At 68.6% G+C, this 20,497-nt stretch carries 16 protein-coding genes and 2 pseudogenes; 6 read left to right on the top strand and 12 right to left on the bottom strand.

Annotated elements, in window-relative coordinates; genetic code table 11:
• Positions 1-142 precede the first annotated feature (142 nt).
• From groL to HWX62_RS26975, 11 genes and pseudogenes are all read right to left on the bottom strand, one after another.
• Positions 143-1,783: a chaperonin GroEL gene (gene groL / locus HWX62_RS26925; RefSeq protein ID WP_006485462.1), complete on the bottom strand. Its 1,641-nt coding sequence runs from the start codon at positions 1,781-1,783 to the stop codon at positions 143-145.
• Between the two features lie 45 nt (positions 1,784-1,828).
• A complete protein-coding gene (groES, locus tag HWX62_RS26930; RefSeq protein WP_004186661.1) occupies positions 1,829-2,122 on the bottom strand; it encodes a co-chaperone GroES in 294 nt (97 codons plus the stop codon).
• Positions 2,123-2,526: 404 nt separating this feature from the next.
• Positions 2,527-3,042: an SRPBCC family protein gene (locus tag HWX62_RS26935; protein WP_175930039.1), complete on the bottom strand. Its 516-nt coding sequence runs from the start codon at positions 3,040-3,042 to the stop codon at positions 2,527-2,529.
• A 42-nt stretch (positions 3,043-3,084) separates the two neighbouring features.
• Positions 3,085-3,717 (bottom strand): DUF1571 domain-containing protein, encoded by a 633-nt coding sequence (locus HWX62_RS26940; RefSeq protein ID WP_175930038.1) that lies wholly within the window; start codon positions 3,715-3,717, stop codon positions 3,085-3,087.
• A complete protein-coding gene (locus tag HWX62_RS26945) occupies positions 3,714-4,133 on the bottom strand; it encodes a quinol oxidase (protein ID WP_175930171.1) in 420 nt (139 codons plus the stop codon). Before HWX62_RS26945 ends, HWX62_RS26940 begins: the two co-directional genes overlap by 4 nt.
• A 26-nt stretch (positions 4,134-4,159) precedes the next feature.
• A pseudogene (locus HWX62_RS26950) lies at positions 4,160-4,863 on the bottom strand (anti-sigma factor).
• Positions 4,860-5,373, bottom strand: a pseudogene (locus tag HWX62_RS26955) (sigma-70 family RNA polymerase sigma factor). The pseudogenes HWX62_RS26950 and HWX62_RS26955 overlap by 4 nt, the downstream one beginning before the upstream one ends.
• 27 nt (positions 5,374-5,400) lie before the next feature.
• Positions 5,401-5,760 carry a hypothetical protein gene (locus HWX62_RS26960; protein ID WP_175930037.1) on the bottom strand — a complete coding sequence of 120 codons (360 nt, stop codon included), beginning with the start codon at positions 5,758-5,760 and terminating at the stop codon, positions 5,401-5,403.
• A gap of 305 nt (positions 5,761-6,065) precedes the next feature.
• Positions 6,066-9,557: a hypothetical protein gene (locus tag HWX62_RS26965; RefSeq protein WP_175930036.1), complete on the bottom strand. Its 3,492-nt coding sequence runs from the start codon at positions 9,555-9,557 to the stop codon at positions 6,066-6,068.
• Positions 9,558-10,066: 509 nt separating this feature from the next.
• Positions 10,067-11,311: an FAD-binding oxidoreductase gene (locus HWX62_RS26970; RefSeq protein WP_175985268.1), complete on the bottom strand. Its 1,245-nt coding sequence runs from the start codon at positions 11,309-11,311 to the stop codon at positions 10,067-10,069.
• Positions 11,312-11,378: 67 nt separating this feature from the next.
• Positions 11,379-12,158, bottom strand: a complete 780-nt coding sequence (locus HWX62_RS26975; RefSeq protein WP_175930034.1) for an ABC transporter substrate-binding protein — start codon at positions 12,156-12,158, stop codon at positions 11,379-11,381.
• 379 nt (positions 12,159-12,537) lie between these two features.
• Between HWX62_RS26975 and HWX62_RS26980 the strand changes: the two genes are divergently transcribed.
• The 5 genes from HWX62_RS26980 (at position 12,538) to HWX62_RS27000 (ending at position 17,903) form a co-directional block, all read left to right on the top strand.
• On the top strand, positions 12,538-13,512 hold the full coding sequence (locus HWX62_RS26980) for an ornithine cyclodeaminase family protein (RefSeq protein ID WP_175930033.1): 975 nt from the start codon (positions 12,538-12,540) through the stop codon (positions 13,510-13,512).
• Positions 13,509-14,303: a PAS domain-containing protein gene (locus HWX62_RS26985; protein WP_175930032.1), complete on the top strand. Its 795-nt coding sequence runs from the start codon at positions 13,509-13,511 to the stop codon at positions 14,301-14,303. Before HWX62_RS26980 ends, HWX62_RS26985 begins: the two co-directional genes overlap by 4 nt.
• A gap of 178 nt (positions 14,304-14,481) precedes the next feature.
• On the top strand, positions 14,482-15,213 hold the full coding sequence (locus HWX62_RS26990; protein WP_175930031.1) for a DsbA family oxidoreductase: 732 nt from the start codon (positions 14,482-14,484) through the stop codon (positions 15,211-15,213).
• A gap of 141 nt (positions 15,214-15,354) precedes the next feature.
• Positions 15,355-16,794 carry a DHA2 family efflux MFS transporter permease subunit gene (locus HWX62_RS26995; RefSeq protein ID WP_175930030.1) on the top strand — a complete coding sequence of 480 codons (1,440 nt, stop codon included), beginning with the start codon at positions 15,355-15,357 and terminating at the stop codon, positions 16,792-16,794.
• A gap of 320 nt (positions 16,795-17,114) precedes the next feature.
• Positions 17,115-17,903, top strand: coding sequence for a sulfite exporter TauE/SafE family protein (locus tag HWX62_RS27000; RefSeq protein ID WP_175930029.1), 789 nt, complete (start codon positions 17,115-17,117; stop codon positions 17,901-17,903).
• Between the two features lie 141 nt (positions 17,904-18,044).
• Here HWX62_RS27000 and HWX62_RS27005 read toward each other — a convergent pair whose 3' ends face one another.
• Entirely contained in the window at positions 18,045-19,880 is a 1,836-nt protein-coding gene (locus HWX62_RS27005) for a peptidase S1 (RefSeq protein WP_175930028.1), read from the bottom strand.
• Positions 19,881-20,029: 149 nt separating this feature from the next.
• Between HWX62_RS27005 and HWX62_RS32925 the strand changes: the two genes are divergently transcribed.
• Entirely contained in the window at positions 20,030-20,350 is a 321-nt protein-coding gene (locus HWX62_RS32925; RefSeq protein WP_244136102.1) for a hypothetical protein, read from the top strand.
• The last annotated feature ends 147 nt before the right edge of the window (positions 20,351-20,497 follow it).

Consider the following 20,497-nt stretch of genomic DNA (forward strand, 5'->3'; position numbering starts at 1 on the left):
CGCTTCAGGCGTGACGTATCCGGCCGGCCCGCGCACGCATCGAACCTCGCGCACATAAAAAAAGACCCGCATCGCTGCGGGTCTTTTCTTTTGGCTGGAACGCGCATCGCTGCGCGCTCCGGACACCGTCGACCGAAGTCGATTACATGTCCATGCCCATGCCGCCCATGCCGCCCGGCATGCCGCCCGGCATCGGTGCGTCTTCCTTCGGCAGTTCTGCGACAGCTGCGTCCGTCGTCAGCAGCAGGCCTGCAACCGACGCTGCGTTCTGCAGTGCGGTGCGCGTGACCTTGGTCGGGTCGACGACGCCGGCTTCGACCATGTCGACGTACTCGCCCGTTGCTGCGTTGTAGCCGTAGTTGCCCTTGCCTGCAGCAACCGCCGCCACCACGACGCTCGCTTCTTCGCCGCCGTTCGTGACGATCTGGCGCAGCGGCTCTTCCATTGCGCGCAGCACGATCTTGATGCCGGCGTTCTGGTCGGCGTTCGCGCCGGTCAGGCCTGCGATCGCGGTGCGTGCGCGGATCAGCGCAACGCCGCCGCCTGCCACGATGCCTTCTTCGACAGCTGCGCGCGTAGCGTGCAGTGCGTCTTCGACACGTGCCTTCTTTTCCTTCATTTCGACTTCGGTCGCCGCACCGACCTTGATCACTGCCACGCCGCCTGCCAGCTTGGCCACGCGCTCTTGCAGCTTTTCACGGTCGTAGTCCGACGTCGCTTCCTCGATTTGCGCGCGCACTTGCTTCACGCGTGCTTCGATGCTTGCCGCTTCGCCTGCGCCGTCGATGATCGTCGTGTTTTCCTTGCCCACTTCGATGCGCTTCGCCTGGCCCAGTTCTGCCAGCGTTGCCTTCTCGAGCGTCAGGCCGGTTTCTTCCGCGATGACTTGACCGCCGGTCAGGATCGCGATGTCTTCCAGCATCGCCTTGCGACGATCGCCGAAGCCCGGCGCCTTGACCGCAACGGTCTTCAGGATGCCGCGGATGTTGTTGACGACCAGCGTCGCGAGCGCTTCGCCTTCGACGTCTTCAGCGATGATCAGCAGCGGACGGCCAGCCTTCGCGACTTGCTCGAGCACCGGCAGCAGATCGCGGATGTTCGACACCTTCTTGTCGTGCAGCAGCACGAACGGGTTGTCGAGGACGGCGACTTGCTTGTCCGGGTTGTTGATGAAGTACGGCGACAGGTAGCCGCGGTCGAATTGCATGCCTTCGACGACGTCGAGTTCGTCGGCGAGCGACTTGCCGTCTTCGACGGTGATGACGCCTTCCTTGCCGACCTTGTCCATCGCTTCAGCGATGCGATCGCCGATCGACGAATCGCTGTTCGCCGAGATCGAGCCGACCTGTGCGATTTCCTTGTTGGTCGTGCACGGCTTGCTGATCTTCTTCAGCTCTTCGACAGCCGCTGCGACTGCCTTGTCGATACCGCGCTTCAGGTCCATCGGGTTCATGCCCGATGCGACGTACTTCATGCCTTCGCGAACGATCGATTGCGCGAGGACGGTTGCCGTCGTCGTGCCGTCGCCTGCGTTGTCGCTGGTCTTGGAAGCGACTTCCTTGACCATTTGCGCGCCCATGTTCTGGAGCTTGTCCTTCAGCTCGATTTCCTTCGCGACCGACACACCGTCCTTGGTGACCGTCGGGCCGCCGAAGCTGCGCTCGAGCACGACGTTGCGGCCCTTCGGACCCAGCGTGACCTTGACTGCGTTGGCGAGAATGTTCACGCCTTCGACCATCTTCGAACGGGCGGAATCGCCGAATACGACGTCTTTAGCTGCCATCTTCTAACTCCTTGAATTCTTGGGAATATGTACCGTCGGAGACGCTTACTTGGCGTTGACCACGGCCATGATGTCTTCTTCGCGCATGACCAGCAGTTCCTGGCCGTCGACCTTCACGGTCTGGCCCGCGTACTTGCCGAACAGAACGCGATCGCCGACCTTCACGTCGAGCGCGATCGGGGCGCCCTTGTCGTCGCGCTTGCCCGGGCCGATGGCCAGGACTTCGCCCTGATCCGGCTTTTCAGCAGCGGCGTCGGGGATCACGATGCCCGAGGCGGTCTTGGTTTCCTGATCCAGGCGCTTGACGATCACGCGATCGTGCAAAGGACGAAGGTTCATATTCACTCCTCTCTTGACTGAGATTGAAGAACGCTTAGGGAATCTGCCCGGCTCATCGCCCGGCAGAGAATTGTTAGCACTCTCGTGCAGCGAGTGCTAATTATATGGACGGGTTTTGACAAATTCAAGAAGGGGAACCGGAGGAATTTTCGGGGCGGCGACGCGGCGGGAAAAATACACGAAAACAACAAAAATTCGTTTTAAAACAATGCTCTACCGAATTCGATCGGCGCGGCGGGCGGGCCGGCGCGGCCCGCGAATCTCATCCAGCCCCGTTTGGACACCGGGTAAGCCCGGAGTTCCTGGGACCGGCGACATCGCGTCGAAAAAACTGCGTGGACACCGATTTCGTCCGCCGCGACGCATTCGGTCGCAGGCGTCGCCGGGCCGCCGTTCACCACCACTCACGCGTCGGCGCAGTCCGCGCCAGACAGCGGCCGGAAGGTCCGCCCCTCCGTCTCGACGGCCGCGCCCAGCCGCCGCGCGAGCCCCTTCGCGCCTTCGCGCATCACGACGTCGTGATTCCATCGGAACAGCGGCCGCGCGAGCGGCTCCAGCCAGTTCATCCAGCCCACGTGCGTGCGGATGTGCCAGTCGTAGCGCACGACGGTGCGCGCGCCGTCGGCGGCGAACGACCAGCGCCCGTCGCCTTCGATCGCGCCGCTCGCATGGCCTTCGAGCGCATGCGGCCGCTCGACGCGCCGCACGCGCATGTCGAAGGTCAGCCGGTACGGCAGCGCGCCCTTCCAGGTATATCGGTGCAACGCGCCAACGCCGCGCGCGTCGCCGGGCTCGAGTTCGACGGTGCGCACGGCGCCCTTCCACCAGTCGGGCCAGCGGTCGACCTGGTAGATCGCGTCCCAGACCGCCGCGAGCGGCGCATCCACCCGCCAGGTCGTCGAAAACCGGTACTCCGCCATGCAGCCTCCGGCATGCGTGTCAGGAACGCAGATCGGCGCCCGTCAGGGCGCGAAGAAACGCTCGGGAAACGCGACGTCGATCTCCACGTCGTCGAGCGTCACGGTTTCGAGCGGCACGTCGTCACCGTCGGCGTAGCTGACGACCTTCAGCGGAAAACCGTCCGCCGCGTCGAGCCACAACCGGTAGCGATGCACGCCGCCGATCGCGTGCGCGGGTGCGCCCGTGACCAGCACGCGCAGCGCGGTGCGGCCGCCGACGGCCTCCTCGCCTTCGGTCACCGTCGAGCCGCCCTCCTGCAGCGCATGCACGTTGCGCAGCAGCTCGCCGACGTCCGAGCGGTCGACCCGGTGGCCGCTGCGGTCGCGCACGAGCGGATTGGACGGCGACAGCGTCAGCGCGGGCGGCGCATGCGTGCCGAACGGGCGCAGCCGCACCTTGCCGTCGCCCGGATCGTACGCGAGCACCGCGCCGCGATGCGGCGACACGAAATCCATCCGGACGAAGCCCGGCTTCAGGTATGCGTAGCGGATTTCGGTGTGCTCGCCGTCGCGCGCCGACGAGCGGATCGTCGCGCGGTACGAGCGGACGTGGTCGAAATGCGCCTGCGCGACGGTCACGGGATCGGCTGTCATGCTCGCTCCTATCAGGCTCGCGGCCAGCAACGCGGCGATCACGGCGCCGCCTCGACATCGAGCACGCCTTCCATCCCGCGCTCGCGATGGCTCCTGAAAAACAGCAGCCGGTGCGTGCAATAGTAGGCGAAGCGCCCCGGCTGCACCGGCGTGAAACGAAACGTCCTCGGCGTCGTGCCGAGCTCGGTGCGTATCGCGATGCCGGCCTGCGGCGCGTCGATCTCGAAGCTGTGCGGCACCACGCCGGGTTCGGCCGACACGGTCAGCTCGACCGGCACCTGCGCGCGCACGATCACGTGATTCGGCCGGAAGAAATAGCTGCCGCCGACGATCGCCACGCGCTGCACGCCGTCCGCGTCGACCGGCACGCGCACGGGCGGGTCGCCCTCCGCATGCGCAAGCGTCGTGCCCGCGGCGAGCGCCGCGAGTATCCACGCGTTGATCGTCACCGTCTTCATCGCCTGCTCCCTGCGGGCGTCGCGCATCATCCCTTCCACGCGTCGGTCGGACCGCCCAGCGCGCCGCATGCATCGATCGCGAGCTCGCGCAGGCGCCGTTCGTCGCCACGGCCGGACAGCGCATAGCCCATGCCGCGATCCGACCAGAAATACGTGTAGCGGCCATCGGCCGACATCGCCTGCGGCGCGAGGCGTCGCGCCTCGTAGGCGGTCATGTACAGCGTCACGCGCGCGCCGTCCGCGCGCTGGTACATGAGCTGCGCGGCCGGCCGACGCGCGCCGACAGCCACGCGGCGAGACGGGCGGGATCGGTCGCATCGACTTCCACCGGATGCTCGCGCTCGGCGGCGTACACGGCGTACGCGACATCGGCGCGCGCGGCGAACGCCGGTTCGCTGCCGAACGCCGACCAGCCCGCATGCAGCGCGACCCCGATCAGCAGCCCGGCCGCCAGCCCCGCGAACGCATGCGCGACGGCACGCCAGCGCGGCGCGCGGCGCTGCACGAACAACGCGGGCGCCGCGGCCGGCAACGGGAACAGCGCCTTCAGCGCATCGCGCTGCGCGCGGTAGTGCGCGAACCGCTCGGCTTCCCCGGGATCGGACTGCAGGCGCTCGAGCATCTCGCGCCGCTCGCGCCCGGACAGCTCGCCGTCCAGCAACGCCGACAGCAATTGCGCCGACGCATCGTCGTCCCGCCGGTTCGAAGGCTTGCGCGGATCGTCCATCATGGCTTCCCGATCACCCGTAACGTCGCCGTGCCGTGCGCCGGCGGCGCATCCGACAGCAATGCGCGCATCTGCGCGCGCCCGCGCGAGCCGCGACATCACCGTGCCCACCGGCACGCCGAGCACCTGCGCGGCATCGCGGTAGCTCAATTCCTCGAGCGCGACCAGCAGCAGTACCTCGCGCTGTTCGACCGGCAGCCGGTACAGCGCGCGCTGCACGTCGCGCAGCTCCAGCCCGCCGACCTCGCCGGCCGGCGCGGCCATCGTCTGCCACGGTGCCGTCGCGTCGTCGACCGCGATCTCGTGCCGCGCGCGCAACTGGTCGATGAAGCGATGCCGCAACAGCGTCAGCAGCCATGCGCGCAGGTTGCCGCCGTCGCGGGGCGGCCGGTTCAGCGCACGCTCGAGCGTGTCCTGCACGAGATCGTCGGCCCACGCGCGCTCGCCCGTCAGCGCACGCGCATAGCGCGTGAGATGCGGAAGCCACACCAGCAGGTCCGATTCATAGCTCATCGGGGCGCCTCGCGCGTCGCCGCGCGGTCACGGCCGCGCGACGTGCCACATGCCGCCGATTCCGTCGCCGCCTGCGTCGCCGGCCTTGTGGTCCATTTTCCAGCGATACAGCGGACGGCCGCGGTATGCCCATTGCTTCTTGCCATCGTCGCGGGCGACGAGGCTCAGCGCGCCCGACGCCTTGTCGTACGCGTCGGCGAGCGCGGGCGGCCAGTTGGCAGCGCACGCGCTGTCGCACATGCTCTTGCCCGGCGCATCGCGATCGAACACGTACAGCGTCATGTGCGCTTCGTCGACCAGTCTCCCGTCGCCGACCCGGGGCGGTTCCGCGGCCGCCGGCCGCACGATCGCCGCCGTCAGCGCGGCAGCGAAGAGCACCCGTTTCATTCCCGTTCTCCTTGACGTCGTGTCGCGACACGGTGCCGCCGGACGGGACGGATCGGCTACGTCGCGATCATTATCCCGCCGGCCGGCCGCGCCGGAACTCGGTATGTAAACGGACGGCGACGGCCGCTTATTCCATGCCCGCCGCGCACCGACGCGCGACGGCGATCATTCGTGCGGAGCAAGAAAACGGGAAGCCCCAAATGACGACGCGGCATGACATCGCTGTCATGCCGCGTCGCGCGACCCGTATTGGGCGACCATCTCGCACGACGGCCGATGCGGCGCCGTCGTGCGTTTTCGGCCGGTTACCTCGGCAGTGCGCCGGTCAGCGACTGGAGCAGCGTCGTCACCGGTGCGAGCGGGTTATTCGGCGAGCCGTTGCCCGAATGCGGCGTCACCGACAGGCTCGGCGCGGAACCGAGCACCGTGCCCGCCGACGTGCCGGCTGCATTGACGACCGTCGCCGTCGCGTTGGCACCCGTCGTCAGCAGCGAACCGACCGCGCCGGCCGTACCGCCGGCGGCATTCGCGCCCGAGCCGAGCAGGCTGCCGCCTGCCGCCGCCGTCGAACCGGCCGCACCCGACAGTGCACCGGCCGCCTGGCCGAGCGCCGCCGGACCGGACGCGAGCGCGCCCGTCACCGAACCGAGCGCACCGGTCAGTGCGCCGGCCGGGTTGCCGCCGCCCGTCAGGCCGCTCACGAGGTTCGTGATCGGCGCGATCGGGCTGTTGCCGGCGGCGCCGGACAGCGTGCCGACCACCTGGTTCACGACACCTTGCACCGGCGCCAGCGGGTTGGAACCGCCGAGGTTGCCGAGGGCGCCCGTCACCGAGTTCAGCGCGCCGGCCGGATTGCCGCCGCCGAGCGTACCGACGACCTGGTTCACGACACCCTGCACCGGCGCCAGCGGGCTCGTGCCGCCCAGTGCGCCGAGCGCGCCCGCGACCGAGCCGACCGCGTTGCCGAGCGCGCCCGTGGCCGTCCCGACCGCGTTGCTCAGCGTGCCGGCGGGGTTGCTGCCGCCGAGCGTGCCGACGACCTGGTTCACGACGCCTTGCACCGGCGCCAGCGGGTTGGAACCGCCGAGGTTGCCGAGGGCGCCCGTCACCGAGCCGAGTGCGCCGGTCAGCGCGCCGGCCGGATTGCCGCCCGGCAGCGCGTTTTGCAAACCGTTGACGAGGTTCGTGATCGGCGTGATCGGGCTGCCGCCGCCTGCGCCCGACAGCGTGCCGACGACCTGGTTCACGACGCCCTGCACCGGGGCCAGCGGGTTCGCGCCGCTGAGCGCGCCCGTCACCGAGTTCAGCGCGTTCGTCAGCGCACCGGCAGGATCGCCGTTGCCGAGCGTGCCGGCGAGTTGCGTGACGGCGCCTTGCACCGGCGCGAGCGGGCTTCCTGCACCGCCGACGTTGCCGAGCGTGCCCGTGATCGTGTTGACTGCGTTGCTCAGTGCGCCGGCCGGGTTGCCGCTGCCGAGCGTGCCCGTGACCTGGTTCACGACGTTCTGGATCGGGGTGATCGGGTTCGCGCCGCCGCCGAGGTTGCCCAAGGCGCCGGTTACGGTGCCGAGGGCGCCGGTCAGGGCGCCTGCGGGGTTGCCGCCGCCGATGCCGCCCAACGCGCCGGTCACCGTGCCGAGCGCGCCGGTCAGGGCGCCGGCCGGGTTACCGCCGCCAACGCCACCCAGTGCGCCCGCCACCGTACCAAGAGCACCGGTCAGGGCGCCTGCCGGATTGCCACCGCCAACGCCGCCCAGCGCACCCGTCACCGTACCAAGCGCGCCGGTCAATGCGCCTGCCGGGTTACCGCCGCCAACACCGCCCAGTGCGCCCGTCACCGTACCAAGAGCGCCGGTCAGTGCGCCTGCTGGATTGCCACCGCCAACGCCACCCAGTGCGCCCGTCACCGTACCAAGAGCACCGGTCAGGGCGCCTGCCGGGTTACCGCCGCCAACACCGCCCAGTGCGCCCGTCACCGTGCCGAGCGCGCCAGTCAGTGCACCTGCCGGGTTGCCACCGCTAACGCCGCCCAGCGCACCCGTCACCGTGCCGAGGGCACCGGTCAGTGCGCCTGCCGGGTTACCGCCGCCAACACCGCCCAGTGCGCCCGTCACCGTACCAAGAGCACCGGTCAATGCGCCTGCCGGATTGCCACCGCCAACGCCGCCCAGAGCGCCCGTCACCGTACCGAGGGCACCGGTCAGTGCGCCTGCCGGGTTACCGCCGCCATCACCGCCCAGTGCGCCCGTCACCGTACCGAGAGCACCGGTCAATGCGCCTGCCGGATTGCCACCGCCAACACCGCCCAGAGCGCCCGTCACCGTACCGAGGGCACCGGTCAGTGCGCCTGCCGGGTTACCGCCGCCAACACCGCCCAGAGCGCCCGTCACCGTACCAAGAGCACCGGTCAATGCGCCTGCCGGATTGCCACCGCCAACACCGCCCAGCGCACCCGTCACCGTGCCGAGGGCACCGGTCAATGCACCTGCCGGGTTACCGCCGCCAACACCGCCCAGCGCACCCGTCACCGTACCAAGAGCACCGGTCAGGGCGCCTGCCGGATTACCACCGCCAACACCGCCCAGCGCACCCGTCACCGTACCGAGCGCGCCGGTCAGGGCGCCGGCCGGGTTGCCACCACCGATACCACCCAGCGCGCCCGTTGCCGTGCCAAGCGCATTGCTCAGCGTGCCGGTTGCCGTATTCAGTGCGCCGGTCAATGCACCTGCCGGATTGCTGCCGCTCAACGCGCCCGTTACTTGATTCACCACGCCCTGCACCGGCGCCAGCGGATTCGCCCCGCCACCGATACCGCCCAGCGCGCCCGTTGCCGTGCCGAGTGCACTGCTCAGCGTGCCGGTTGCCGTGTTCAGCGCGCCGGTCAATGCACCTGCCGGATTGCCGCCGTTCAACGCGCCCGTCACCTGATTCACCACGCCCTGCACCGGCGCCAGCGGATTCGCCCCGCCACCGATACCACCCAGTGCACCCGTTACCGTGCCGAGCGCGCCGGTCAGCGCGCCTGCCGGATTGCCACCACCGACACCGCCCAGTGCGCCCGTTGCCGTGCCGAGCGCGCTGCTCAGCGTGCCGGTTGCCGTATTCAGTGCGCCGGTCAATGCGCCAGCCGGATTGCCACCGCTCAACGCGCCCGTGACTTGATTCACCACGCCCTGAACCGGCGCCAGCGGGCTCGCGCCACCACCGACATTACCCAGTGCACCCGTCACCGTGCCGAGCGCCCCCGTCAACGCACCGGCCGGATTGCCGCCGCCGAGCGCGCCCGTTACCTGATTCACCACACCCTGCACCGGCGCCAGCGGGCTCGCGCCACCGCCGACATTACCCAGTGCGCCCGTCACCGTGCCAACTGCATTGCTCAGCGTCCCCGTCGCCGTATTCAGCGCACCGGTCAACGCGCCGGCCGGGTTGCCGCCACCGAGTGCCCCCGTCACCTGGTTCACCACGCCCTGCACCGGCGCCAGCGGCTGCACCGTGCCGCCGCCACCGCCGAGTGCGCCCGTCACCGCCCCCACGGCGCCGGACAGCACTTGCCCCGGATTGCCCAGCGACGTCTGGATCCCGCCCGAGCCGCCCGCCGTCACGGTGACCGAGCCCAGCGGCGACGTGCCCGTCGCGACCAGCCCGACCGACACGCTGTTCGTCGGCGGGTTGACGATCACTTGCGGAATCGGGAGCGAATCGAGCGCGCCCGCCATCGCGGAACCCGAAGCCAGCACCCCGAACACCGTCGCGACCGACAGCGCTGCACCCGTCAATTTGAAATTCTGTCCCATCTTTATTTTCCCCATCTCGGTTGGCACTACGTTGACAAAGCATGGGGACGGATTGCACGAAGTGTGCCAATTCCAAAAATCGGGCTGATTCGTCTGCCTATCGAGTTGCAATAACGCTTTTTAATTGATTTCAGGCGAAATTCACTGGTGGCGAAACCCGAATCGTCTGATGAAACGTGCTTTCGGAACGCCGATGTAACGTAACGTTTGCGAGCCCCGCGGTAACGTGTTCCGGTACATCCGACGTCGCGCGGAACGCGCGGCCGCGCTGGCGCCCCATCCCGTCAGAACTGCCTGCCCGTTACGCATTTCAGAAATATGAAAATGCATTGATAAATCGCGCATTTGCTGATTTTGTTTATCACGCGACTCTCTTTCTTGTCGATTACGCAGATCATTTCCGATTGCGCGGATTCCGATAACGCCGGCAGCAAAATGAAAAACTGTGAAGTACGCGCATGGCCACCGGCGAATGCCGGCGGCCGAAACCGGACCCGCGCGCGGCCGGTTCAGCCGAAACGTGCGGGCCGGTACGGATGGGGATCGATATAGGTCGGCGCGCCGGTCATCATTTCGGCGAGCAGGCGGCCGGTCGCGGGGCCGAGCGTGAGCCCGTGATGGCAATGGCCGAACGCGAACCACAAATGACGGTGGCGCGGCGCCGGCCCGATCACCGGGCGCATGTCGGGCGTGCACGGCCGCATCCCGAGCCACGGTTGCGGGTCGAGCCGCTCGCCGATGCCGAACGCGTCGCGCGCCAGCGGTTCGGCGCGCGCGAGCTGCACGCCGGTCGGCGGCGCGTCGCGCGGCGCGATCTCGACGCCCGTCGTGAGCCGCAGGCGGCCACCTTCCATCGGCGCGACGACGAAACCTGCCTCGGTATCGCACACGGGCACGTTCAGCGGCGTACGCGTCGGCCGGTAATGCATGTGATAGCCGCGCTTCGCGCGCAGCGGAATCCGGTAGCCGAGCGGCGCGAACACCTGATCGGACCACGGCCCGAGCGCGACCACGGCCGAGCGCGCCGAGATCGGCCCGGGTTCGGACCGCACCTGCCAGCCGCCGTCCACCTGCACGAGCGTCGTCGCGTCGCCGCGCACGAACGTGCCGCCGTCGCGCTCGAACAGCCGCGCATAGGCCTTGGTCAGCCCGCCCGGGCTCGATACGGTCTTCGGGTCCTGCCAGTGGAATGCGCCGCAGAATGCGTCGCCGATACCGGGCTCGCGCGCGCGCAGCGCATGCGCGTCGAGCACGGTCATCCGCAGCCCGTGCGCGGCGGCCACCTGCCGTTGCGCGCGTGCTTCCGCGTCGAACAGCGCGGGCGAACGGAATGCCTCGATCCAGCCGCCGTCGTGCACGAGCGGCTGCGCGTCGGTGCGCGCGAGCAGCGCATCGTGTTCGACGACGCTGGCCGCGACGAGCGGCAGCAGGTCGCGCGCGGCGGCCGCGAGCCGCCGCGGCGACGATTCGCGCCAGAAGCGCGCGAGCCAGCCCGCATACGCGGGCAGCGCGCGGTAGTCCCAATAGAGATCGACCGAGCGGTTGCGCGCATAGCGCAGCAGCGTGCCGAGCCGGCGCGGAAACGCATACGGCACGACCGACGAGCGCTCGATCAGCCCCGCGTTGCCGTGGCTGGTCTCCTCGCCGGGCGCGCGCCGGTCGACGAGCGCGACGCGCAGCCCGCGATCCTGCAGATGCAGCGCCGACGACACGCCGACGATGCCGGCCCCCAGAACGATGACGTCGAAATCCATGGTTCCCCGTGCTGCGTCGAAATGGGATGCGCCGTGCGCCAGCCCCGCGGCCGGCACGCGGCGGCGCTTACTTCGCGATGATGTCGCGCTTGAAGTACTTCTGCGACAACGCGCTCAGCGTGCCGTCCTTCTTCAGCGCGTCGAGCGCGCCGACGATCTTCGCCTGCAGCGCCTTGTCGCCCTTGCGCATGCCGAAGCCCGTGCCTTCGCCGAGCGTCGCCGGATCCTTCAGCGGTTCGCCGACGATCCGGTAGTCGCGCCCGGCCGGCTTGTCGAGGAACCCGTCCTGCGCGGTCTGCGCTTCCTGCACGGCCGCGTCGAGACGCCCCGCGACGAGATCGGCGTAGATCTGGTCCTGATCCTGGTACGACACGACGGCCACGCCCGCATCGGCCCAGTGCGCCTTCAGGAAATCCTCCTGCGACGAGCCCTGCAGCACGCCGACGCGCTTGCCGCGCAGGCTCGCGGCGTCGGGCTTGAGCGGCGAACCGTGCTTCGCGACCATCACGATCGGCACCACGTAGATCGGCGGCGTGAAATCGATGCTTTGCTTGCGCTTCGCGGTGATGTTCATCGCCGAGTTGATCGCGTCGAACTTGCGCGCCTGCAACGCGGGGATCAGCCCGTCGAACGCGTTCTCGACCCACACGCACTTCATGTTCAGCTTCGCGCAGACCGCATTGCCGACGTCGACGTCGAACCCTTGCAACTGACCGGCCGGCGTCTTGCTCTCGAACGGCGGATAGGCGGCTTCGATGCCGAAGCGCAACGTGGTCTGTTCCGCATGGGCCGTGACGGCCGCGCACGCGAGCGCCGCAGCGGCGCAAAGGGAAAGCTTCCAGTTCATGACGGTCCTTCCGTTCTGGATTGAGGCGATGAAGATCGGTCGCCCGGCGCCCTCGATCGGGCACCCGGTCGGCATTCGGGACAGGCGGCCGTCGCATGGCGACGTGTCGTAACCTGCACGCGCAATATAGACTTAAAATCTACTATGGACTATAGGGGATACGAGCAGTCCGGCCCGTTGCGCCACGTCGGCATTTGATCGCCTGCACGAAATATCGTTGATTTCATGGAATTTTTCATCTTCCCGGCACCGACGGAACGTCTCGAAAATAAAAGTTTTTCAGATTCCTCCTGTCTATATTAGACTTTTTAGTCCATAACCAACCCACCGGACGCCGTCTTTCGAGACTTTCTGTCCAGCCCGAACCGGAGATGCCCCGATGACGCAAACCGTCCCCACCCTGCCGTTGACCGTCGACGAAGCCGCGGTGCGCGCGGCGCTGCCGTCGCTCGACGTGCTCGGCACGCTGCGCCGCATGTTCGCGTCGCTTGCCGCGGCACGCGCGGTGCAGCCGCCGCAGACGCTCACGCTGTTTCCCGACCGGGCCGGCGACTTCATCACGTATCTCGGCGCGCTCGCCGATGCGCAGGTATTCGGCGCGAAGCTGTCGCCGTACATCGTGGCGGGCGGCAAGCCCGACGGGAAACCCGTCGTCACCGCGTGGACCGCGCTGATGTCGATGCAGACGGGCCAGCCGCTGATGTGGTGCGACGCCGGGCTGCTGACCGTCGAACGCACGGCCGGCACGACGGCGCTGGCAGTCGACTGCCTCGCACCGCGCGACGCGCGTCATCTGGCGATCGTCGGCGCGGGCGCGGTCGGCCTCGCGCACCTGCGGCACACGGCGGCGCTGCGCGACTGGGACACGATCCGCGTGTACTCGCCCGCGCTGGCGGCCGACGCGGCGCAGCAGGCGACCCTCGCCGGGCTCGACCCGCGCGCACGCGCGGCGGCGAGCGTCGACGCCTGCGTGCGCGACGCGGACGTGGTGATGCTGTGCACGTCGTCGGGCACGCCCGTGCTCGGCGACGGAATGCTCACGCGCCCCGCGCTCGTCACGTCGATCAGCACCAACGTCGCGCGCGCGCACGAAATCCCACCCGCGTGGCTGCCGGACATGGACGTCTACTGCGACTACCGGCACACGACGCCTGCAAGCGCCGGCGAGATGCAGATCGCGGCGGCCGAGCACGGCTGGGATGCCGGCCGGATCGTCGGCGACCTGCCCGCGCTCGTCGCCGGCACCTGCGCGGCGCCGTCGCGCACGCGGCATGCGTTCTTCCGCTCGATCGGCCTCGGGCTCGAGGACATCGCGATCGCGCATGCGCTGTACACGCATCTGACGCGCGCATGAGCGGCACGCGCCCGCGGGGCCGATACAATGGCGCAACCGCCGCGGCGGCCGTGCGCGGGCGCACGGGCATGCCGGCCCACGGCGCGCCGGCACGCCGGCCCGACACGCTGCCCGGCTCCCGCCCACCCGAGATCGCGACACCGATGCGCAAGAACAAATCTCCCGTCAAAGACCTGCTGCTCACCCGCTATGCGCCGATCGCCGACGGTATCGCCGCCCTGTTCTTCCCGTACGCGGAAGTCGTGATCCACGACCTGCACGACCAGACCGTGCTGTATCTCGCGAACAACCTGTCCAAGCGCGAGGTCGGCGACGATGCCGCGCTCGAGGAAATCGATCATTCGGCGCGCGAGCGCGTGATCGGCCCGTACGAGAAGCTGAACTGGGACGGCCGGCGGATGCGCTGCGTCAGCAACGTGCTGTTCGACGACGAAGGCCGGCCGGCCGGGATGATGTGCATCAACTTCAACATCGCGGTGTTCGACGAGGTGCGCACGACGCTCGACCTGTTCATCAAGGGCGCGGGCGTCGTCGCGCAGCCCGACGAACTGTTCCGCGACGATTGGCAGGAGCGCATCAACACGTTCCTGCACGGCTGGCTGCGCGAGCGGCAGGTCGGGCTGAACGGGCTCACGCGCGAGCACCGGCGCGAGCTCGTCGAGGCGCTGTACGCGCAAGGCGCGTTCCGCGGCAAGAGCGCGGCGAACTACGTCGCGAACGTGCTCGGAATGGGGCGCGCGACGGTCTACAAGCACCTCAAGCATCTGAAGGAAACGCAGGGCGACGCGTGAGCGCGGCGCGGCGGGCGCCATGACGGCCATCCCCGGCCGTCGGCACCGGGCGGCCGGTTCCGCGCCCATGCTTCGCGATACGCGGCGCAGCCCCTTCCGCACGGTTTCCGCAAGCGACGAAGCGTCGAAACACAAAGTGATATAGTCTCGGTTACATTTTTCTGCCGCCCGGACCGCCATGACGACCGCTCCCGCCCCCGCCGCCCGCCCGACCCTGACCGTCGAAATCTGGTCCGACCTGATCTGCCCGTGGTGCTGGATCGGCAAGCGCCGCTTCGACGAGGCGCTGGCCGCGTTCGCGCACGCCGAGCGCGTCGACGTCGCGCTGCGCGCGTACCGGCTGATGCCCGGCCAGCCCGTCGAGCCGGTCGAGGCGATGCTGGCATCCAAGTACCGGATGTCGCCCGCGCAGGTCGACCAGATGCTGCGCCAGGTGACCGACGCGGCCGCGAGCGTCGGGCTGCGCTACGACCTGCCCGGCACGCTCGTCGGCGACACGCTCGACGGCCACCGGCTCGTGAAGCTCGCGCAAGCGTCGGGCCGCGCGTACGCGCTGACCGAGCGGCTCTATCGCGCGTATTTCTGCGAGCACGGCTCGCTGTTCGATCATGCCGAGCTGACCGAATTCGCGCTCGAGGCCGGGCTCGAGCGCTCGGCCGTCGAAGCCGTGCTGCGCAGCGACGCGTACCGCGACGAAGTCGAAGCCGACATCGCGCGCGCCGCGCAGATCGGCGGGCGCGGCGTGCCGCTGTTCGTGTTCGGCGGCCGCTACGCGGTGTCGGGCGCGCAGCCGGCCGACACGTTCGCGCAGGCGCTCGATCAGGCGTGGCGCGACGGCATCGTCGAACTCGGCGGCAGCGACGCGGCCGCCTGCGGCCCCGACGGCTGCGAACTGCCGGCCCGGTCGTAAGCCGCCTCGAATACCTCGCGCGCGTGCCGCCCGCACGCGCCACGACGACTACGCGACGCTGTTGCCACAAACCGGCAGGAAGCCCGCGCCGTTGACCTCTACAATGCATCCTTCGAACAACGACCGGAAGGCTGCAGGCCCATGACCCACGGGATTCACGGTGAGAAGCGCTGGTACGCGCTGATCGTGCTCTGTCTCGGCGTGCTGATGATCGTGCTCGACAGCACGATCGTGAACGTCGCACTGCCGTCGATCAGCACCGACCTCCACTTCACCGAAACGGCCCTCGTGTGGGTCGTCAATGCTTACCTGCTGACGTTCGGCGGCTGCCTGCTGCTCGGCGGCCGGCTCGGCGACCTGTACGGCCAGCGGCGCATGTTCCTCGCGGGCCTCGTCGTGTTCACGCTCGCGTCGCTCGCCTGCGGCCTCGCGCAATCGCAGGCGATGCTGATCGCCGCGCGCGCGGTGCAGGGGCTCGGCGGCGCGGTCGTGTCGGCCGTCTCGCTGTCGCTGATCATGAATCTCTTCACCGAACCCGGCGAACGCGCACGCGCGATGGGCGTCTACGGCTTCGTGTGCGCGGGCGGCGGCAGCATCGGCGTGCTGCTCGGCGGGCTGCTGACGAGCTCGCTGTCGTGGCACTGGATCTTCCTCGTCAACCTGCCGATCGGCATCGCGGTCTATGCGATGTGCGTCGCGCTGCTGCCGCGCCTGCGTGCGCCGGCCGGCGCCGCGCGGCTCGACGTCGCCGGCGCGATCACCGTGACCGCGTCGCTGATGCTGGCCGTCTACGGGATCGTCGGCGGCAACGAGGCCGGCTGGCTGTCGACGCAGACCGTCGCGCTGATCGGCGCGGCCATCGTGCTGCTCGCGGTGTTCATCGCGATCGAGTCGCGCGCCGCGCATCCGCTGATGCCGCTCACGCTGTTCGCCGCGCGCAACGTCGCGCTCGCGAACGCGATCGCCGTGCTGTGGGCGGCCGCGATGTTCGCGTGGTTCTTCCTGTCCGCGCTGTACATGCAGCGCGTGCTCGGCTACGGGCCGCTGCAGGTCGGCCTCGCGTTCCTGCCGGCGAACCTGATCATGGCTGCGTTCTCGCTCGGGCTGTCGGCGCGCATCGTGATGCGCTTCGGGATCCGCGGCCCGATCACCGCCGGCTTGCTGATCGCGGCGTGCGGCCTCGCGCTGTTCTCGCGCGCGCCGGTCGACGGCGGTTTCGTATGGCACGTGCTGCCCGGCATGGCGCTGCTCGGCACCGGCGCGGGCGTCGCGTTCAATCCGGTGCTGCTCGCCGCGATGAACGACGTCGATCCGGCCGATTCCGGGCTCGCGTCGGGCATCGTCAACACCGCGTTCATGATGGGCGGCGCACTCGGGCTCGCGGTCCTCGCGAGTCTCGCCGGCGCCCGCACCGACGCGCTCGCGGCGGCGCAGGCCGCGCCGCTCGACGCGCTGAACGGCGGCTACCACGCGGCATTCGCGTTCGGCGCGGCGTTTGCGGCCGTGGCCGCACTGACCGGTTTGGCGCTGCGGATCCGGCCGTCACGTGCGGTCGAGGGCGCCGGCCCCGCGATGCACTGACCGTCGACGGGCAAGCCGGCGACCGGTATCGAATCGAGGGCGCGCAGTGTCGCGCCCTTTTTCGTACACGCTGCGTACACGCCGGATGCGCGGCGTACGCGAGCCGGTTCGCCATACGTTTCGGGGTGGCGGCGATTCCCGGCTTCGGCCCCGGCTCAAACGCCCGTTTCACATCCCGTCCGCCGCCGCCGCGCGAACTTCCCGGTCGATTTTCAACGCAGTCGTCCATTGACGCGCCACTTTTGCGACAATGGCGGACTTTGACGCGCGCGCCACGGGCCGCGCACCGCCGCCGAACGCCGCCTAACCGCCTGCTTCCGATGTCGCTTCCCCATATCGATCTGCTGTACTCCCTGTCCGGCCTGTCCGTCGGCATTCTCGTCGGCCTGACGGGCGTCGGCGGCGGTTCGTTGATGACGCCGATCCTCGTACTGCTGTTCGGCGTCCACCCGGCGACGGCGGTCGGCACCGACCTGCTGTACGCGGCCGCGACCAAGGCGACCGGCACGCTCGTCCACGGCCTGAAAGGCTCGATCGACTGGCGCATCACGGGCCGGCTCGCGGCGGGCAGCGTGCCGGCCGCGGCGCTCACGCTGTGGTGGCTGCACACGCACGGGATGAACACGCCGGGCACCGCGCGGATGATCCAGCTCGTGCTCGGGGTTGCGCTGCTGCTCACGTCGCTCGCGCTGATCTTCCGCCCGCAGCTCACCGCATTCGCCGCGCGCAACCCGCTCGCGCCGAGCCCCGCGCGCACGCTGTGGTCGACCGTGCTGACCGGCGCCGTGCTCGGCGCGCTCGTGTCGATGACGTCGGTCGGCGCCGGCGCGATCGGCGTGACCGTGCTCCTGCTGCTGTATCCGATGCTCGCGACGACCCGCATCGTCGGGTCCGACATCGCCCATGCGGTGCCGCTCACGCTCGTCGCGGGCATGGGCCACTGGCTGCTCGGCTCGGTCGACTGGTCGATGCTGCTGTCGCTGCTGCTCGGTTCGCTGCCCGGCATCGTGATCGGCAGCCTGCTGTCGGCGCGCGCGCCCGAGCGGCTGCTGCGCAACCTGCTCGCGGCGACGCTGGTCGCGGTCGGCGTGCGGCTCGTGCTGGCGTAAGCGGGCGCCCTCCCGCGGCCATCTCCGGCCGGCGCCCCCGATACGCGGCGCCGTCGCCCGCCACCCCGAGCAAAACAGCCCGACCGGCCGGCGCCGATCGGGCTGTCGTCCAACCGGGGCGGCGCACGCCGCCCTCGCCGCTTACTGCCCCTGCTGCTGCAGTTTCTGCTGCTTCATCTGCTGCGTGCGCGCCTGCAGCTTCAGCACGCGCTGCAACGCGGTACGGTTCGCGAGGATGCCGTCGTAGAAGTTGGCGAGATCGCCCTTCAGCGCGGTCCGCGACGCGTCGTTCAGGTAGATCATGTGGCCCGACGGGTAGTTCTTGATCGTCAGGTTCTGCGCCTTGAGCGTCGGGTCGAGCGGCATCTGCGCGAGCGTCAGCTCCGTCTGGTGGAACGGCGTGACGGCGTCGAAATAGCCGTTCGCCGACAGCACCTTCAGGTCCGGATTCACGCTCATCGTCGACGCCAGGTCGCCGGCCGTATACAGCGTATTGCCGCCGCCCTTGTTCGCGCCGGTCGGGTCGGTGTGGCTGAAGTCCCAGTTGTTGAAGACCTGGTCGTTCAGGTCCACGAACGACGACGTCGACGTGTACTTCAGGTCGGTGTTGATGTAGCTGTTCCACAGCACCGTGTACGCGCCGCCGACGTTCGTGATCGACGGATCGTTGCTGCCGGAGTTCGGCAGGATGTACGGCGCGATGCCCTTGCCCGTGAAGTTCGCGCGACCGTCGTACTGGCCGATCTGCGTGCCCGGCACGAGCGTCAGGAAGAACGTGTACGGCGGGTTGTCGTCCGACGACGGCACGTTGCCGAGCGCGGCCGGGTTGCCGAAGGTCTGGATCAGCGACGTCGGGTCCGTGCCGATGTACGCGCCCATCTGCTGCGCGGTCTGCAGGTTCAGCTTCAACCGCACGTTCACGAAGCCGCCGTCCTGCGGGTTCGGCTTCTGCGCGAGCGGCGCGAGCGTGTTGTCCGCGTAGTTGCGGGCCTGCACCATGTACGCGTCGAGATCGGTCGGCGTCGGGTTCAGCGTCGTCTTCTTCCAGTAGAACGCATCGGCCGCGAGCGTCGGGAACGTGCCCGGCGCGGACAGCGCGTTCGCGTAGTCGAGGATCGACGACTGCAGCGTGATCCCGTTCAGGTCGATGCCGTCCTCGTGCAGCACCCACGACACGACCGCGCTGCGCGCGGTGCCGTACGACTCGCCGTACAGGAACTTCGGCGAATTCCAGCGCGAGTACTTGGTCAGGTAGCGCTGGATGAAGCGGTCGATCGAGCGCGCATCCTGGTCGGTGCCCCAGAAGTCCTTGTTCTTCGCCGGGGCGATCGCCGTCGAGTAACCGGTGCCGACCGGGTTGATGAACACGAGGTCGGTGCGGTCGAGCAGGCTGTCCGGGTTGTCGAGCAGCTTGTACGGCGCGGGCGGCGTGAAGTTCGGGAACGACGACTGCAGGCGCTTCGGCCCGTACGAACCGAGCAGCAGGTAGACCGACGACGAGCCGGGGCCGCCGTTGTAGAAGAACGTGACCGGGCGCGGCTTCGACGGATCCGGATTGTCCTGCGTGTACGCGACGTAGAACATCTTCGCGTTCGGCGCCGACGTGATCGGATCGATCGTCGTCAGGTGGCCGGTGGTGGCCGTGTACTTGATCGTCTTGCCGCCGATCGTGACCTGGCGGTGCACGACCGCCGCACCTTCCGTCGAATCGGTGACCGCGTCGTCCGGCCCGGTGCCGTACACGTCGGTGTCGACGTACGGCTGGTCGGCCGCGGTGGCGGCCGTTGCGTCGGTAGTGGCCGACGTACTGCCGCTGGACGTCGCGGCCGCGGTGGCGGCCGACGCGCTCGGGCTCGGCCCGTCGTCGCCGCCGCACCCCGTGACGAGCAGCGCCGCGGCCGCTGCCGCGGCGAGCGGTACGCTCAAGGTCGTTCCGAATAGCGCGAAACCGTCTTTCAAGGACTTCCGTGTCGTCATTATTGCCTCTCGAACAGAACGATAAATATCGCCGGCCGCAAAGGATCATTTGCGGCCGGCGCTCCGCACCGGGAATGCATTCGTTATGCGACGCACTCCGAGTTTTTTACCGGATCGGCGAATACCGATCGGCACGATTTACCCCACCCATGTTTTTTGCAACCGCACAATGGAATCAATTCCATTGCGAACGGCAATTCAACGATTCGCTGCAATACGGATTCATTCCGCGCATTCGCATGTGCAACAAAAGCGACGGACGAACGGATGCCCTGCAAAGCACGCCCGGCAAGGCGTCTTCGCTTCGAATGGACGAACGATTCCCGTCGGCGAGAAGTCGATTAATCTCGAAACCACGATCAATCACGACTCGAGCCGATTTAACAAAATCGAAAGGATCCGCCAATCAAATGGAAAGGATTATTCTCGTATCTGGATTTATTAAATTAAGTGAAAATACCGGCGCATAATAGGTTCCGGATTTATCGCCGTAAAGTAAGAATTTGTTACAGCGCTCGCCATTCGGATAAAAGGCAACGCGGGACCGATTCCAGACGACGCAAACGAAAAAGCCGGACGGCTGTCCGGCTTGTCGGGGGGCGGGGCGCGGTGGGGCG

The sequence above is a fragment of the Burkholderia sp. BCC0506 genome, from assembly GCF_902833145.1.
GTDB lineage: Bacteria > Pseudomonadota > Gammaproteobacteria > Burkholderiales > Burkholderiaceae > Burkholderia.